This window comes from Amycolatopsis sp. WAC 04169 (genome assembly GCF_003947535.1).
Lineage (GTDB): Bacteria > Actinomycetota > Actinomycetes > Mycobacteriales > Pseudonocardiaceae > Amycolatopsis > Amycolatopsis keratiniphila.
Genome location: NZ_QHJI01000010.1, coordinates 98,053 through 112,521 on the forward strand (window position 1 = coordinate 98,053; position 14,469 = coordinate 112,521).

The window sequence follows — 14,469 nt, forward strand, 5'->3', positions numbered from 1 at the left end:
GGCCCCTTCAGCCCGAGGCTCGGCCGATCGGTCAGGATCGGGTTTCGAGCCACTCCCGGAAGGTGGGGCCGGCCAGCTTCGCGTGCGGGCCGGGCAGGAATCCGCCCTTGGCGGCGATCTCACCGTCGGGCACGTTCGCCCCGTCGATGCCGACCACCTCGATCCCCCGGGCGGCCCCGGCGAGCCGCGCCGCCTCCGCCATGTTCTCCTCGCGTGGCCCGGCGATCTCGGGAATCGGGGTTCCCGGTGCGGCCGGAGCGGCCGCCAGATCGGCGAGTTCCTCCGCCACGGCGCGGCAAGCCACGAGCTGAGTGGGCATCGCCGGAACATAGGCGACGTCGTCCCGTCGCCACTCCAGCAACTGAAGCACGAACTCGTGGAACTGAGCCGCCCGCAGAAGACGGACCGGCAGCGGCCCGGCCGAGAGGAACTCCTCGTGCTCCTTCTTGGCGGCGAGAAAACCCGTGGTGGCGTTGTCGACACCGATGATGGACGCGGCGGCGATCAGGCCGACTCCGGCCCGCCTGCCTTCCTCGTGCAGATTGCGGGCGGAGGTACGGAAGAACTCCGTCGCCGCCTCCTGGTCGGAGGCGTGCCACGAAGCGACGTCGATGATGACGTCCGCCCCGGTGAGCGCCTCGGCGAGCCCCTCGCCGGTGATGATGTCCACGCCGGTGGCCCGGGACATCGGGACTACTTCGTGGGCGCGTTCGGTGAGGACGTCGACGACGTGCCGTCCCAGCCGCCCGGTCGCTCCCGCCACTGCGAACTTGCTCATTTTCAGGCCTTTCGTGGAAGTAGAAGGGTCAGTCGGTGTAGTTCCGGCCGGGCGGCATCCCCGGGATCGGTTTCGCGATGAGCGCGGCGGGGGCGAAGAACCCGATGTGGGCGATGACCATGACGAGCGTCCAGAGCGCCTTGTCGTCGTAGTGCTCCGACGCCCTGGCGTACAGCTCGTCGGGAACGCGCTCCCCCGAGGGATTGGCGGTGAACACGGCTTCCCCCAGCTCCAGCGCGACCCGTTCGGCATCGGTGAAGCAGGTCGCGTCGCGCCAGGTGACCACGGAGGTGAGCCGCTCCTCGGATTCCCCGAGCTCTCGCAGAACGCGCGTTTCACGGACGACGAAATACGTGCTGCCGAGCAGCTGCCCGGCCCGCAGTTGCACCAGGCTGACGGTGGTCGCGGGAATGGTGCCGTTCCCGACGACCCGGTGCAGGCCCGCGGCGACTTCCGCCAGCTCGGGCACGAACGGGAGCGGATTGGGCATCCGCGACCGCGGGCCCTTCTCCGAAATTGTGGACATGATCGGGATCTCCTCACTCGTGATGGCGCTTGGTGACGAGCAAGAGATCCCGGCGACCGGCCCGGTGTGACAAGCCCGCCCTGTGACGCAGGCCACCACTCCCGGGTGTCACAAACCGGCGGCGGGCGGGATCGTAAGGGCGAAACACGAACAGGGGAAACCATCAATGAGCGAGACACCCGGCGCCCTGGACCCGGCGACGGAAACCTTCGTGGCCCATCGCAATCTGCTGTTCACCGTGGCCTACGAGATGCTCGGTTCGGCCACCGACGCCGAGGACGTCCTGCAGGAGACCTGGCTGCGCTGGTCGGGCGTCGCGCTCGACACGGTGCTGGACCGGCGCGCGTTCCTGGTCCGGATCACCACGCGGCAGGCGCTGAAACGGTTGCGGACACTCGGCCGTCGCAAGGAGTCCTACGTCGGCCCGTGGCTGCCCGAGCCGCTGCTGACCACACCGGACGTGGCCGAGGACGTCGAACTGGCCGCGAACGTCTCGATGGCGATGCTGCTCGTGCTGGAGACACTCGCGCCGACAGAGCGGGCGGTCTTCGTGCTACGGGAGGTTTTCGCCGTCGACTACGACGAAATCGCCCAAGCCGTCGAGAAGACTCCCGCCGCCGTACGCCAGATCGCTCATCGGGCGCGGGCCCACGTCGCCGCCCGCAAGCCACGCGGCACCGGCTCCCCTGCCGAGCACCGGGCCGCGCTCAAGGCGTTCCAGGCCGCGGTGGAAACCGGCGATCTGCAGGGACTGCTCGACATCCTCGCGCCGGACGTCGTCGCCCTCAGCGACGGCGGCGGGGTGAAGCACGCCCTGCCGCGGCCGGTCGTGGGCGCGGACGAGGTGGCCCGGCTGCTGGCCGTCGGCTGGTGGAAACGCGAAGCGGAACGGACCGTGGAACCGGTACAGGTCAACGGCGGACCCGGCCTGCTCATCCGGATCGGTGGGGAGATCGACGGCGTGCTGGCGGTGCGGGTCGAAAACGGCTACGTCACCGGCGCCTACCACGTCCGCAATCCCCAGAAACTCTCAAGCGTGGCAAGGGAAATAACCGTGAGCCGATAGTAAAGCGTCCTTCGCCGCATCAGACGCGGCGAAGGACGCTTTCAGCCCATCCAGATCACTCCCGGACGGTGGCCGGGGCACGCCGGGGTTCGTCCGGGACGGGATCGACGGGCACGTTCGCCACCGGCTTGCCGCGCCGCCTGCGGATCTCGAACCCGATGAGGATCAGCGCGAGCGTCACCGCGCTCAGCCAGAACTGCGAGCGGGTCGACGGCAGCAGCGCCATCGCCAGGATCACGGCGGCCATCAGCGCGATGGTCGCGTAGCTCAGCCACGGGAACAGCCACATCTTGAGCGTGAGCTTGCCCGGGTCTTCGCGCTCCAGCCGGCGGCGGAGCCGCACCTGCGCGAGCGCGATCGCGAGGTACACGAACAGCGCGACGGCGCCGTAGGAGTTGACCAGGAACTGGAAGATCAGATCCGGTGAGGTGTAGGCGGCGATGACCGAGATGTAGCCGATGACCGTCCCGGCCAGGATCGCGCGCCTCGGCACGCCGCTGCCGGAAAGCCGGGTGAACGCCTTCGGCGCGTCGCCGTTGCTGGTGAGCGCGAACAACATCCGCGACGAGGTGTACAGGGCCGAGTTGAGGCACGAGAGCACCGCGGTCAGGACGATCGCGTTCATGATCGTCGCTACGGCCGGGATGCCGAGCACCTCCAGCACCGCCGCGTACGGGCTGACCGCGGTCGCCGGATCGTCCCAGGACTTGATCGCGACGACGAGGAACACGGAGCCGACGTAGAACAGCACCACGCGGAAGATGATCGAGCGCATGGCCTTCGCGATCGCCTTCTTCGGCTCCGCGGACTCGGCGGCGGCGATGGTGACGATCTCCGCGCCGGTGTAGAAACCGATGCACGGCACCACCGCCGCGAGTACCGCCCCGATCCCGAGTGGCGCGAATCCGCCGTGGGACACCAGATTCGTCAGGCCGCCGTTGGCACCCGGCCAGAAACCGAACAGGTACAGGGCACCGACGACCAGGAACACGACGATCGCGACGACCTTGATCGAAGAGAACCAGTACTCGAATTCGCCATAGGATCGCGCCGAGACCATGTTGGTACCGGTGAGGATCACGAGCAGGCCGAGACTGAGCACCCACAGTGGCACGTCGGGTACCCACAGCTGCAGGATCCGGCCGCCCGCGACGGCTTCGACCGCCACGACGATGACGAAGAAGTACCAGTACATCCAGCCGACGGCGAAGCCCGCGCGGTTGCCGAGCGCCTCCCTGGCGTAGACGTAGAACGACCCGAGCGCGGGTTTGGCGATCGTCATCTCCGCGAGCATGCGCATGATGAGCACGGTGATCAGACCGGCGATGAGGAACGAGACCACCGCCGCCGGGCCCGCCGACTGGATGACCACGCCACTGCCGACGAACAGTCCTGCGCCGATGACACCGCCGAGGGCGATCAGGTTCATATGTCGCTGTTTGAGCCCTGGTTTCAGGCCGCTGCTCTGTGCCGGACCGGACGTTGAAGTCACGTCTCCTCCTTCTCGCACGCACCGCCGGAGCGGTGGCGCTGGGAGCTCCATTGTGGTTCCGGTCACCGTAGGAACAAGTCGGGCCAGGGGCGAGTGCCAGTTACGATGTGGGAAAGGGGTCCAGATCACCCTCGCGACGAGCAGCGCACGGCCAGGGCCAGCAGCTCCGCCGCCGGACCGGTGAGGCGCCGCCCCTCCGGCCAGACCGCGCGCAGCACCCGTCCGAAGTCGACAGTCTCGACCGCGACAGGCACGAGTTCGTGGTCCGCGACGTCCAAGGCGCTGATCACCGCTGGGCCCGCTCCGGCGATCACCGCACTGCGGACGGCGGAGGCGGAACCCAGTTCCAGCAACGGTTTCACCGGCCCCACGCCGGCCTTGCGCAAGGCCATATCGACGGTTTCCCTGGTTCCGGAGCCGTGTTCCCGCACGACGAGCGGCGTGTTCGCCAGCTCCGCCAGCGTCAGCGAACGGCGTTCACGCGCCCAGGGATGAGTGCGGGCGACGACGACCACGAGATGGTCCACGGCGACCTTCCGCGACGTGAGCCCGGCGAAAGGCCCGGGCGATTCGACGAAACCGATGTCGACCAGCTCGGCGCGGGCCAGCTCGGCCACCCGGTCCGAGTTCGTGACCTCCAGGCCGAGCCGGAGGCCGGGGTGGGCGCGGTTGAGCTCGCCGATCCAGCGCGGGACCAGATGTTCGGCCAGCGTCATGCTCGCCGCGATCCGGAGCCCGGTCTCGTGCCGCGCCCGCAGGGCTCGGGCGCCGTCGAGCAGTCCGCCGAGTTCGGCGAGCACACGCCGAGCCCAGCCCGCGATCACCCGGCCGTCCGGGGTGAGCGCGGAGCCGCGGCGGGTCCGGTCCACCAGCACCAGTCCCAGCCTGCGTTCCACAAGGGACAGTCGCTTGCCCGCCGACGGCCGCGTCATCCCGAGCGCGGCGGCGGCCTGACCGATACTGCCCAGTTCGCCGACGAGGACGAGCAGGCGCAAGGAGTCCAGTTCCGGTGCGGTCATAGCCAAAGTGCATGACCTACCCGCCGTTCTCCCGCCTACCGGCGCTGTCCTTTCCGGACGACGCTCGTCGGTATGGGCACCATCTCCGCGCGGCGAACGAAGCCGCACCTCACCGGTCTGGCCGTCACCGCCCTCGGTGTGGTCGTCGCGTACCTGCTGAGCACCGCCGTTCCCGTGCTGAGCGCGCTCACCCTCGCGGTCGTGCTCGGGGTGCTCGCCGGTTCGCTGCCGGTGCTCTCGGACGGCACCCGGCAGGCCATCGCGAAGGTGACGAAGAAGCTCCTGCGTGCCGGTGTCGTCCTTCTCGGTCTGCAACTCGCTCTCCCTTCGGTGCTTTCGCTCGGTCCCGGCACGCTGCTCGCGGTGGTGCTGACGGTCGGCCTCACATTCCTCGGCACGATCGGGCTCGGCAGGCTGATCGGTGTCCCGCGTGGGCTCGCGATGCTGGTCGCGACCGGTTTCTCGATCTGCGGCGCGTCGGCGATCGCGGCGATGGAAGGGGTCGTCGAGCGTGAGGACTCCGACGTCGCGACCGCGGTCGCACTGGTCACCTTCTACGGCGGTCTGGCGATCGCGGCGGTCCCGCTCATCGGCGGCCGGCTGGGGATGGACGCGCTGCGGATAGGCGGCTGGGCCGGATTGGGCGTGCACGAGGTCGCCCAGGTCGTCGCGGCCGCCACCCCGGCCGGGACCGCCGCCGTCGCGGTCGCCGTGGTGGTGAAGCTGAGCCGTGTCGTCCTGCTGGCCCCGATGGTCGCCGTGGTCAGCGTGCACGAACGGCGGCGCCGCCCGTCCGCCGCCGGGAAGCGCGCCCCGCTGGTCCCGCTGTTCGTCCTCGGTTTCCTGGCAATGGTGGTGGTGCGCAGCACCGGGATCCTGCCCGGCGTGGCGCTCGACGTCGCCAAGGTCGCCTGCACGCTGCTGCTGGCGGGAGCGCTCTTCGGGCTGGGCTGCGCGGTCCGGATCGGCACCCTGGTCCGCACCGGTGGCCGGGCGCTGCTGCTCGGCCTGCTCTCCACGCTGCTCGTCGGCACCATCGCCTACGTCAGCCTCGCGCTGCTCGGCTAGCTTGGACGGCGGTCAAGAGCGAGAGCGTCTCGATGTCGGACGCCGAGCAGCCGCGCGAGAGGTCGTTGAGCGGCGCCGCGAGGCCCTGGAGGATCGGGCCGAGCGCGACGGCGCCCCCGAGCCGCTCGGCGATCTTGTAGCCGATGTTGCCCGCGTCCAGATTCGGGAACACGAGGACGTTCGCGCGGCCGGCGACCGCGGAACCGGGCGCCTTGGCCGCCGCGATCGACGCCACGAGCGCGGCGTCGAACTGCAGCTCACCGTCGACCGGAAGACCGGGTTCCCGCCGCCGCACCAGCGAAGTCGCCTCGCGGACGACCTCGACCCGCTGATGGTCGGCACTCCCCTGGGTGCTGAACGACAGCATGGCGACGACGGGGTCCTCGCCGGTCAGGCCGCGGTGGGTCGCCGCGGCGGCGAGGGCGATGTCCGCCAGCTGTGCCGCACCCGGCTCGGGCACCACCGCGCAGTCCGAAAAGGTCAGCCGCCGCCCGTCCGGGAGCAGCAACAGGAAGCAACTGCTCAACGTGGACACCCCCGGGGCGAGACCCACGACCCGCAGCCCCGCGCGCAGGACGTCGGCGGTCGGCCGGGTCGCCCCGGCGACACAGGCGTCCACCTGGCCGGCCCGCAGGGCGGCGGCCGCCACGAACACCGGATCGCGCCGGGCGGCGGCGAGCTTCTCCGGGTGCCGGGCGAACCCCGACGTCAAGGCGGCCTCGGTTCGGTCGTCGGCGAGCGCGTCGGCGACGTCCACGATCAAGTCGTCGGTGGCCCCTGCCGCGCGCAGGCGCGCCCCGTCACCGAACAGCAACGGCCGCACGACACCTTCGTCCCGGAGCGCCAGCGCGGCACGGACGGCGCGCTCGTCGTCGCCGTCCGGCAAGGCGACGCGGAGGTTCCGGCCGCGTAACGCCTTCCGCCATCCGTCGAGCGTCGCGTCCGGCGTGACCTCGGTGGTCAGGCTCATCGAAGTACCTCCGCGTACGAAGCGGGGGCCGCCGGAAGACGGCGACCCCCACCGGGTGAAAAGGGCTGATTCAGGGCTGGACGGCCTTCTCGACGTCGTTGAGCATCGCGTCGACGCCGTGGAGCAGTTCGGTGAGCACCTCGCGGTCGGCGACCAGCGGCGGCGAGATCATCAGCATCGTCGCGCCGCGATCGTCGCCGCGGAGGATGACGCCCGTGCGCCGGAACGCCTCCGGGAGCACCTCGCGAAGCACCTTCAGCGATTCGGCCTCGGTCAGCTCGCGGCCGCTGTCGCGGTCGGCCATCAGCTCGATGGCGTAGAAGAACCCGGTGCCGCGGACGTCCTTGACGACGCGGTGCGCGGACTTGAGGGAGTTCAGCGCGGCGAACAGTTCCGGCCCCTCGGCGAGGACGTTGCCCAGCACGTTCTCGTCCCGCATCGCGGTGAGGTTCGCGACCGCGACGGCGGTGGCGACGGGATGTCCGCCCCAGGTGGCGCCGTGGGTGAAGACGCCGCCCTTCGGCGAGTCGTACAGCTCGGTGACCAGCTTCTCGCGCACGATCACCCCGCCGAGCGGCGCGTATCCCGACGTCGATCCCTTGGCGAAGGTGATCAGATCCGGCACGACGCCGGTGAGCCCGTGTCCGAACCAGTGCCCGAGCCTGCCGAACGAGCAGATGACCTCGTCCGAGACGAGCAGGATGCCGTACTTGTCGCACAGGGCACGCAAAGCGGGCCAGTAACCCTTCGGCGGGACCAGCGCGCCGCGGCCGTTCTGCACCGGCTCGGCGAACAGCGCCGCGATGGTCTCCGGCCCTTCTTCGAGGATGACCCGCTCGATCGCGGCGACACAGTCCAATTCGGACGCCGGGCCGCAGTCACCCAGCAGTCCCAACGTGTTCGGCACGTGCCGGACGCCGGACATCAGCGGGCCGAAGGGTTCCTTGATCTTCGCCAGCCCGGTCACCGAGAGGGCGCCGATGGTCGTGCCGTGATAGGCCATGTCGCGGCTGATGATCTTCGTGCGCTCGGGCTGCCCCTGGCTGCGGTGATACTGCCGGGCGAACTTCAGCGCGGTTTCAACCGCTTCCGAGCCGGAGTTGACGAAGAACGTCGTCCCGAGGTCGCCGGGCGCGAGCTCGGCCAGCAGCGTGGCGGCCTCGATCGCGGGCGTGTGCGCCGAGCCCCAGTTGCTCGCGTAGGCGAGGGTGCCGACCTGGTCGGCGGCGGCCGCGGCGATGTCGGCCCGGCCGTGGCCCATGTTGACGCAGAAGAGCCCGGCGAGGCCGTCGAGATGACGGCGTCCTTCGGTGTCGATCAGGTAGCTTCCCTCGCCGCGTACGAACACCGGGAAATCCGAGGCCCAGGTGTCCTTGCGGGTGAAGTGCGGGCCGAGATGCCGTCGAGCCTGCGCTCGCAGCTGGGTGACGTCCACCGGAGACCTCCTTCGAGACACGAGTCTGTGCTTTGACTTTCGCAACCCGGCTGGCACCGGCCCAGCACCAGAGCGGCGGCGTTCGATGGGTCCAGTTGGTCGTGAGTGGCGATTCGGGTTCTAACCCGAATCGCCACTCACGACCAACTCGACCGACGCCTCACCGCAGCCCTCCCCGTACACGCGTGAAGGCCCCCTTCCCTCGACTCAGCCGAGGGAAGGGGGCCTTCACGCGCAAAACGAGGCCTACACGTAGTCCTTGTACTTCTCCAGGAACCGCACCGGCTTGGACAGCGCGTCGCGGCGGAACGGGTCTCCCAGTTCCCGGGTGCACATGATCTCGACGACGGTGGTCTTGCCCTCGTTCATCTGCGCCTCGACGGCGCGCTGCAGCGCGGGGCCGACCTCGTCGAGCTTCTCGACGACGATTCCTTCCGCGCCCATCGCCTTGGCGATCCCCGCGAAGCTCTCGCTCTCCAGCTCGCCCGCGACGAACCGGCGGTTGTAGAAGTCGACCTGGTTCTTCTTCTCCGCACCCCACTGCCGGTTGTGGAACACCACCGCGGTGACCGGGATGTCGTGCCGGACCGCGGTCATGATCTCGCCCATGCTCATCCCCCACGCGCCGTCGCCGGCGTAGGAGATCGCGGGCCGGTCGGGCGCCGCGGCCTTGGCGCCGATGATGGTCGGCAGCGCGTACCCGCAGTTGCCGAAGCTCATCGGGGCGAAGAAGCTGCGCGGTTCCTCGAACCGCAGATAGCTGTTCGCGACCGAGTTGATGTTGCCGATGTCGGTCGACACCATCACCCGCGGCGGCATGGCCTTCTCCAGCTCCCGCAACACTTCCCGCGGGTGCAGCCAGTTGCCCTCCTCGCCCTCCTGCTCGGCGATCATGTCGAGGCTGAATGGGTCGGTCTCGTGGGTCCAGGCGTCGAGCTCGGCCTCCCACGCGTCCTTCTCCACCTTGATCTTCGCCGCGCGAGCGTCCTTTGTGGAGTCGCAGGCGAGCGTGCGGTCGGCCAACCGCTTGGTCAGCGCGACCGCCGCGTCCTTGGCGTCACCGCAGATGCCGACGGTGATCTTCTTGACCAGGCCGAGCATCTTGTGGTCCGCGTCGATCTGGATGATCTTCGCGTCCTTGGGCCAGTAGTCCATGCCGTGCTGCGGCAGGGTGCCGAACGGGCCGAGCCGCGAACCGAGCGCGATCACGACGTCCGCCTGCGAGATCAGTTTCATCGCAGCCTTGGACCCTTGGTACCCCAGCGGCCCGCACCACTGCGGGTGGCTCGCCGGGAACGAGTCGTTGTGCAGGTAGCTGTTCACCACCGGCGCGCCGAGGCGTTCGGCGAGCGCCTTGCACTCCTCGACGCCGTCGGCCATCACGACGCCGCCGCCGGAGATGATCACCGGGAACTCCGCCGTGGCCAGCAGCGCGGCGGCCTCGTCGAGGCTCCGCTCGCCACCGGGGCCGCGGTCGCGCCGGGCGGGCTCCGGGATTTCGGCCTCGATCTCGCCGTAGAAGAAGTCACGCGGGATGTTGAGCTGCGTCGGGCCGAGTTCCGAGTGGGCGCGGTCGAAGCAGCGGCCGGTGTACTCGGCCATCCGCTTCGGGTTGTTGACGTGCCCCTGGTACTTGGTGAACTCCTGGAACATCGGCAGCTGGTTGGCCTCCTGGAAGCCGCCGAGGCCGGTGCCCATGGTGCCCGCCTCCGGCGTCACGATGACGACCGGGCTGTGCGCCCAGTACGCGGCCGCGATCGCGGTCACGCAGTTGCTGATGCCCGGGCCGTTCTGCCCGATGACGACGCCGTGCCTGCCGCTCACCCGGGCGTAGCCGTCGGCCATGTGCCCGGCGCCCTGCTCGTGCACCACCGGTACCAGCCGGATCCCCGCCGGCGCGAAGATGTCCATCGCGTCCATGAACGCCGAACCCATGATGCCGAAGATGTCGGTGACGCCGTTCGCCACGAGCGTCTCGACGAAGGCCTCGGACGGGGTCATCTTCTTCCGGCCGCTGACGACCACGCGGCCGTCACCCGTCTTCCGTTCCGTCATGTTCCGCTCCTTCGACAGGCGATATTTACAAAAATCGGTACGTGGCGTTCCTGAAATCAGGATGCGACCGACGATAGGACGCGGACCGCCGAGCGTCAACGTCAGATTCTGGAAACCGAGACGCGGTGTGCTACTTTTCGGAACATGGAGCTGCTTCGCGAACCCGATCCGATCAACGGGGACACGCCGACCATGCGGCTGTTCTCCCTGCTCGAGCTGATCGCCGCCAAGGATCAGCTGGTCTCCCTGCAGGGTCTCGTCGAGGAGACCGGCCTGCCGAAACCGACGCTGCACCGCATGCTGCAACAGCTCGAAGGCGCGGGCCTGCTGATCCGGCAGGCCGACGGGCGCCACTACGGCACCGGCCACCGGCTGCGCCGGCTCGCGGAGAACCTGCTCCTCAACGCGACCCACCACGGCGCCCGGCACGCCGTTTTGCGTCACCTCGTCGACGAACTCGGCGAGAGCTGCAACGTGACCACGTTGTCCGGCAACGAGATCGTGTACCTCGACCGGGTCGAAACCCCGGAACCGCTGCGGTTCTACCTCCGGCCGGGGTCGCGGGTGCCGATCCACTGTTCCGCCAGCGGCAAGATGATCCTCGCGCAGATGAGCCCGGCTCAGCGGCGGAAGCTGCTCGCGCACGCGCCGCTCAAGCAGTACACGAACAAGACCATCACCGACCTCGACGCGCTCGAGGCCGAGTTCACCCGCATCCGCCGGGACGGGTTCGCCCTCGACGACGAGGAGTTCCTGCCCGGTCTGGTGTGCGTCGCGGTCCTCGTGCCGGGACGCGCCAACCTCTGCGTCGCCGTGCAGGCGCCGGTCATGCGGCTGACGCCGGACAAGGCCCTGCAGACGCTCCCGGCGCTGCAGCGCGCTGCCGAGGCGATCAGCCGCGTCGACGCCGAGGGCGGGTCCGAACCGGAAAGTGTTCCGTCGTAAGGAGTTCTCATGGTCCCCGAGTTTCGGCTACCGGTGCGTGACGTCTTCGGCATCGATTCGGATCTGGTCGTCGGCGCGTTCCGCGAACGCACCGAGCACGTCCCCGAGGTCGACGAGGCGTACCGCTTCAACCCGGACGTGACGCTGGCGCTGCTCGCCGGGTTCACCCGCGACCGCCGTGTGCTGGTGCAGGGATTGCACGGCACCGGGAAGTCGACCCATATCGAACAGGTCGCCGCGCGGCTCAATTGGCCGTGCGTGCGGGTCAACCTGGACGGCCACCTCAACCGCCTCGACCTCGTCGGCCGCGACGCGGTCGTGCTGCGCGAGGGCAAGCAGGTCACCGAGTTCCAGGAGGGCATCCTCCCGTGGGCGTTGCAGCGGCCGGTCGCGCTGGTGCTCGACGAGTACGACGCGGGCCGCCCGGACGTGATGTTCGTGCTCCAGCGGGTCCTCGAACGCGACGGCAAGTTCACCCTCACCGACCAGAACCGGGTGCTGCGGCCACATCCGTCGTTCCGGCTGTTCGCCACCGCCAACACGGTCGGCCTTGGCAACCTCAACGGCCTGTACCACGGCGCGCAGCGGCTGAACCACGCGCAGATCGACCGCTGGAACATCGTGGTTTCGCTGAACTACCTGTCCGCCGCCGAGGAGATCGCGATCGTGCGGGCCAGGGTGCCCGGCATCCCGGAAAACCTGGCGGCGTCCCTGGTCGCGGTGGCCGCCTTGACCCGCAAGGGCTTCCAGGCCGGTGATCTGTCCACTTTGATGTCCCCGCGCACGGTGATCACCTGGGCGGAGAACATCGAGATCTTCGGTGATCCGGCGACGGCCTTCCGGCTGTCCTTCGTGAACAAGTGCGACGAGGCCGAGCGCGACCTGGTGGCGGAGTACTTCCAGCGCTGCTTCGACGACGAGCTCCACCTGCTCTCGGCATGACCGCCGGGCAGGCGGAAACCCGGCGCCGCAACCAGGTCGAGGAGCTGTGCGCGGCCGCGGTCCGGGCGCTCAGCGGCGATCCGGCACTGCATTTCCGGGCGCGGCGGTTGCATCGAGGACGCGAACCGCTGCCCCTGCACGCGCCTCACCTGCGTCAGTCCGCCGACGACGATCTGCTGTCCGCACGCGGGATCGCGGACGGAATGGCCTTACGTCTCACCACATCGGACGCCGCGCTCCACCGCGGGCTGAGCCCAAGCGATCCGGCCGAGCGCGGGATTTTCGAACTGCTGGAACAGTTCCGCGTCGAGTCGCTCCCGCCCGCGGAGCTACCGGGGATGCGGCGGAACCTGCGTCTGCGCCACGTCCGCTGGTCGCTGGAGTTCCACCGGTCCGGGCTGACGGAGACCGCCCGCGGGCTGCTGCTGTACACGGTCGCGCAGATCTGCCGCTCGCGGATCACCGGCGAACCCGTGGTCGAGGAGACCGAGGACCTGATCGAGGCGACCCGGTTCGCCTTGGCGCCGTCGCTCGGCCACGACCTCGCCGGCTTGCGACGGCATCGGACGGATCAGAAGGCGTTCGCCGAACACGCGCTGGCGATCGCCCGGACGACCGGCGCGCTGCTCGCCGGAACCGCTCAGGACGCCGAAGACGACGGCGATCCCACCGACCCCCGCTTCAACCTCGCGATCGACTTCGACGCGAGCCAAGGCGACGAGATCCCCTCGGCGGCCGCTGGAAACAGCCGGACGTTGGGCGAATCCGGTGCGGCGTACCGGGTCCACACCACCGCGTACGACCGCGAGCGGCGCGCTTCGGACCTGGTCCGGCCCGCGATGCTCGCCGAGCTCCGCGAGCGGCTCGACCGGCGTGTCGGCAGGCAGGGTGTCGGGCCGGGACGGCTGGCACGCGACCTCAACGCGGTGCTCGCCGAACCGGCACGCGACGGCTGGGACGGCGCGCAGGAGGAAGGCCTGCTCGACGGCCGGACCCTGGCACAGCTGATCAGTTCACCCACGGAGCGAAGGATCTTCCGCACCGAGCGGATCGAACCGGTGGCGGACACGCTCGTGACGTTCCTGATCGACTGCTCGGGTTCGATGACCGCGCACGCGGAACCCGTCGCCGCGCTGGTCGACCTCTTCGCCCGCTCGATCGAACTCGCCGGGGCGGCCTGCGAAGTGCTCGGGTTCACCACCGGCGGCTGGAACGGGGGCAGGCCGAGGCGGGACTGGATCCGGGCCGGGCGGCCACCGCATCCAGGCAGGCTCAACGAACGACTTCACCTCGTGTTCAAGGCCGCCGAAACGCCGTGGCGCCGGGCACGCCCGGACCTCGCCGCACTGCTGAAAGCCGATCTGTTCCGGGAAGGGATCGACGGTGAGGCGGTGGCCTGGGCCTGCGCCCGGATGCGCGCGCGACCGGAAGCACGCCGGATCCTGCTCGTCCTCTCCGACGGCAGCCCCATGGACAGCGCGACGAGCCTGGCGAACGATCCGCACTACCTGGACGAACATCTGCGGGAAACGGTGCTGCGGGAGGAAAGCACCGTCGAGATCCGCGGGGTCGGGGTCGGCCTCGACCTCAGCCTCTTCTACCGCCGCTCGCGAGTGCTCGACACCTCGGTGACGTCCGGATACGCGCCGTTCCGGGACGTCCTCGGGTTACTGGCCCTGCGGTGAGTCCTGCTGGCCTTCGCCCTGCTGCTCACCGCCGCCGGACTCACCGAGGTAGTCCTTCGCCTTGTCGGCGGCCGAGTCGATCTTGTCGGAGTGTTCACCGAAGCGGCCCTTAGCGAAATCGGCGGCCTTGTCGACGTGCTCGCCGCTCACCTTGTCCTTCATGCCTTCGAAGTCGATACCCATGAGAACTCCTCACTTTTCGGTACGCCGTCGATCCGGCGTATGCCTTCCATCAAAGTGCATTCGCGTCGCGGGGCAACTCGGGGACGACGGGTGGGTGAGTCCCGGGCACGATTTCCTTCGACCAGGTAAGGAAAAGCGCTTCGACCACGAAGAGACGGCACTCACGGTCGCTCACTCGGGTGGACTTGCCGATCTCGTCATCGATCCATGACTGTAACGAGTTTCCTGGTCGAAGCGATTTCTCCGGACTTCGGCGATGGATGACAACTGAAGGACGCGCTCGCTCGCGGTTGGCGCATTTAGTC

13 protein-coding genes are annotated in these 14,469 nt (G+C 69.3%); 5 read left to right on the top strand and 8 right to left on the bottom strand.

All coding sequences use genetic code 11. The annotated features are described in order from the left end of the window. Window positions 1-31: 31 nt before the first annotated feature. Both DMC61_RS27935 and DMC61_RS27940 read right to left on the bottom strand, forming a co-directional pair. Entirely contained in the window at window positions 32-778 is a 747-nt protein-coding gene (locus DMC61_RS27935) for an SDR family oxidoreductase (protein WP_125692601.1), read from the bottom strand. 28 nt (window positions 779-806) lie between these two features. Beyond that, window positions 807-1,304: a carboxymuconolactone decarboxylase family protein gene (locus DMC61_RS27940; RefSeq protein WP_233594976.1), complete on the bottom strand. Its 498-nt coding sequence runs from the start codon at window positions 1,302-1,304 to the stop codon at window positions 807-809. Between the two features lie 166 nt (window positions 1,305-1,470). Here DMC61_RS27940 and DMC61_RS27945 point away from each other — a divergent pair, with 166 nt between their 5' ends. After that, a complete protein-coding gene (locus DMC61_RS27945; protein WP_125692603.1) occupies window positions 1,471-2,370 on the top strand; it encodes an RNA polymerase sigma-70 factor in 900 nt (299 codons plus the stop codon). Window positions 2,371-2,425: 55 nt separating this feature from the next. Here DMC61_RS27945 and DMC61_RS27950 read toward each other — a convergent pair whose 3' ends face one another. Continuing rightward, window positions 2,426-3,799 (bottom strand): amino acid permease, encoded by a 1,374-nt coding sequence (locus DMC61_RS27950; protein WP_199750131.1) that lies wholly within the window; start codon window positions 3,797-3,799, stop codon window positions 2,426-2,428. A 188-nt stretch (window positions 3,800-3,987) separates the two neighbouring features. Further along, complete coding sequence (locus DMC61_RS27955; RefSeq protein ID WP_125692607.1) at window positions 3,988-4,881, bottom strand: LysR substrate-binding domain-containing protein; 894 nt, start codon at window positions 4,879-4,881, stop codon at window positions 3,988-3,990. 72 nt (window positions 4,882-4,953) lie between these two features. Between DMC61_RS27955 and DMC61_RS27960 the strand changes: the two genes are divergently transcribed. Further along, window positions 4,954-5,949, top strand: coding sequence for a YeiH family protein (locus DMC61_RS27960; protein WP_125692609.1), 996 nt, complete (start codon window positions 4,954-4,956; stop codon window positions 5,947-5,949). Here the strand turns inward: DMC61_RS27960 and DMC61_RS27965 are convergent. From DMC61_RS27965 to xsc, 3 genes are all read right to left on the bottom strand, one after another. Further along, complete coding sequence (locus tag DMC61_RS27965) at window positions 5,927-6,919, bottom strand: phosphotransacetylase (protein ID WP_125692611.1); 993 nt, start codon at window positions 6,917-6,919, stop codon at window positions 5,927-5,929. The two genes, DMC61_RS27960 and DMC61_RS27965, sit on opposite strands and share 23 nt — an antisense overlap. 70 nt (window positions 6,920-6,989) lie before the next feature. Continuing rightward, on the bottom strand, window positions 6,990-8,354 hold the full coding sequence (locus DMC61_RS27970) for an aspartate aminotransferase family protein (protein ID WP_125692613.1): 1,365 nt from the start codon (window positions 8,352-8,354) through the stop codon (window positions 6,990-6,992). 246 nt (window positions 8,355-8,600) lie between these two features. Then, on the bottom strand, window positions 8,601-10,409 hold the full coding sequence (gene xsc, locus DMC61_RS27975; protein WP_125692615.1) for a sulfoacetaldehyde acetyltransferase: 1,809 nt from the start codon (window positions 10,407-10,409) through the stop codon (window positions 8,601-8,603). Window positions 10,410-10,553: 144 nt separating this feature from the next. Between xsc and DMC61_RS27980 the strand changes: the two genes are divergently transcribed. Genes DMC61_RS27980 through DMC61_RS27990 form a run of 3 tightly spaced genes read left to right on the top strand, consistent with a single transcriptional unit; the run spans window position 10,554 to window position 13,981 of the window. Continuing rightward, window positions 10,554-11,354 carry an IclR family transcriptional regulator gene (locus DMC61_RS27980; protein WP_125692616.1) on the top strand — a complete coding sequence of 267 codons (801 nt, stop codon included), beginning with the start codon at window positions 10,554-10,556 and terminating at the stop codon, window positions 11,352-11,354. Between the two features lie 9 nt (window positions 11,355-11,363). Then, a complete protein-coding gene (locus tag DMC61_RS27985) occupies window positions 11,364-12,296 on the top strand; it encodes an AAA family ATPase (protein WP_125692618.1) in 933 nt (310 codons plus the stop codon). Further along, entirely contained in the window at window positions 12,293-13,981 is a 1,689-nt protein-coding gene (locus DMC61_RS27990; RefSeq protein ID WP_125692620.1) for a cobalt chelatase, read from the top strand. Before DMC61_RS27985 ends, DMC61_RS27990 begins: the two co-directional genes overlap by 4 nt. Here DMC61_RS27990 and DMC61_RS27995 read toward each other — a convergent pair. After that, a complete protein-coding gene (locus tag DMC61_RS27995) occupies window positions 13,964-14,164 on the bottom strand; it encodes an Rv0909 family putative TA system antitoxin (RefSeq protein WP_125692623.1) in 201 nt (66 codons plus the stop codon). The genes DMC61_RS27990 and DMC61_RS27995 overlap by 18 nt on opposite strands. Window positions 14,165-14,469 lie beyond the last annotated feature (305 nt).

What these genes read in the sequence shown, in the direction of transcription:
- DMC61_RS27935 (WP_125692601.1), bottom strand. Translation starts at nt 778, where the DNA reads ATGAGCAAGTTCGCAGTGGCGGGAGCGACCGGGCGGCTGGGACGGCAC.
- DMC61_RS27940 (WP_233594976.1), bottom strand. Translation starts at nt 1,304, where the DNA reads ATGTCCACAATTTCGGAGAAGGGCCCGCGGTCGCGGATGCCCAATCCG.
- DMC61_RS27945 (WP_125692603.1), top strand. Translation starts at nt 1,471, where the DNA reads ATGAGCGAGACACCCGGCGCCCTGGACCCGGCGACGGAAACCTTCGTG.
- DMC61_RS27950 (WP_199750131.1), bottom strand. Translation starts at nt 3,799, where the DNA reads ATGAACCTGATCGCCCTCGGCGGTGTCATCGGCGCAGGACTGTTCGTC.
- DMC61_RS27955 (WP_125692607.1), bottom strand. Translation starts at nt 4,881, where the DNA reads ATGACCGCACCGGAACTGGACTCCTTGCGCCTGCTCGTCCTCGTCGGC.
- DMC61_RS27960 (WP_125692609.1), top strand. Translation starts at nt 4,954, where the DNA reads ATGGGCACCATCTCCGCGCGGCGAACGAAGCCGCACCTCACCGGTCTG.
- DMC61_RS27965 (WP_125692611.1), bottom strand. Translation starts at nt 6,919, where the DNA reads ATGAGCCTGACCACCGAGGTCACGCCGGACGCGACGCTCGACGGATGG.
- xsc (WP_125692615.1), bottom strand. Translation starts at nt 10,409, where the DNA reads ATGACGGAACGGAAGACGGGTGACGGCCGCGTGGTCGTCAGCGGCCGG.
- DMC61_RS27980 (WP_125692616.1), top strand. Translation starts at nt 10,554, where the DNA reads ATGGAGCTGCTTCGCGAACCCGATCCGATCAACGGGGACACGCCGACC.
- DMC61_RS27985 (WP_125692618.1), top strand. Translation starts at nt 11,364, where the DNA reads ATGGTCCCCGAGTTTCGGCTACCGGTGCGTGACGTCTTCGGCATCGAT.
- DMC61_RS27990 (WP_125692620.1), top strand. Translation starts at nt 12,293, where the DNA reads ATGACCGCCGGGCAGGCGGAAACCCGGCGCCGCAACCAGGTCGAGGAG.
- DMC61_RS27995 (WP_125692623.1), bottom strand. Translation starts at nt 14,164, where the DNA reads ATGGGTATCGACTTCGAAGGCATGAAGGACAAGGTGAGCGGCGAGCAC.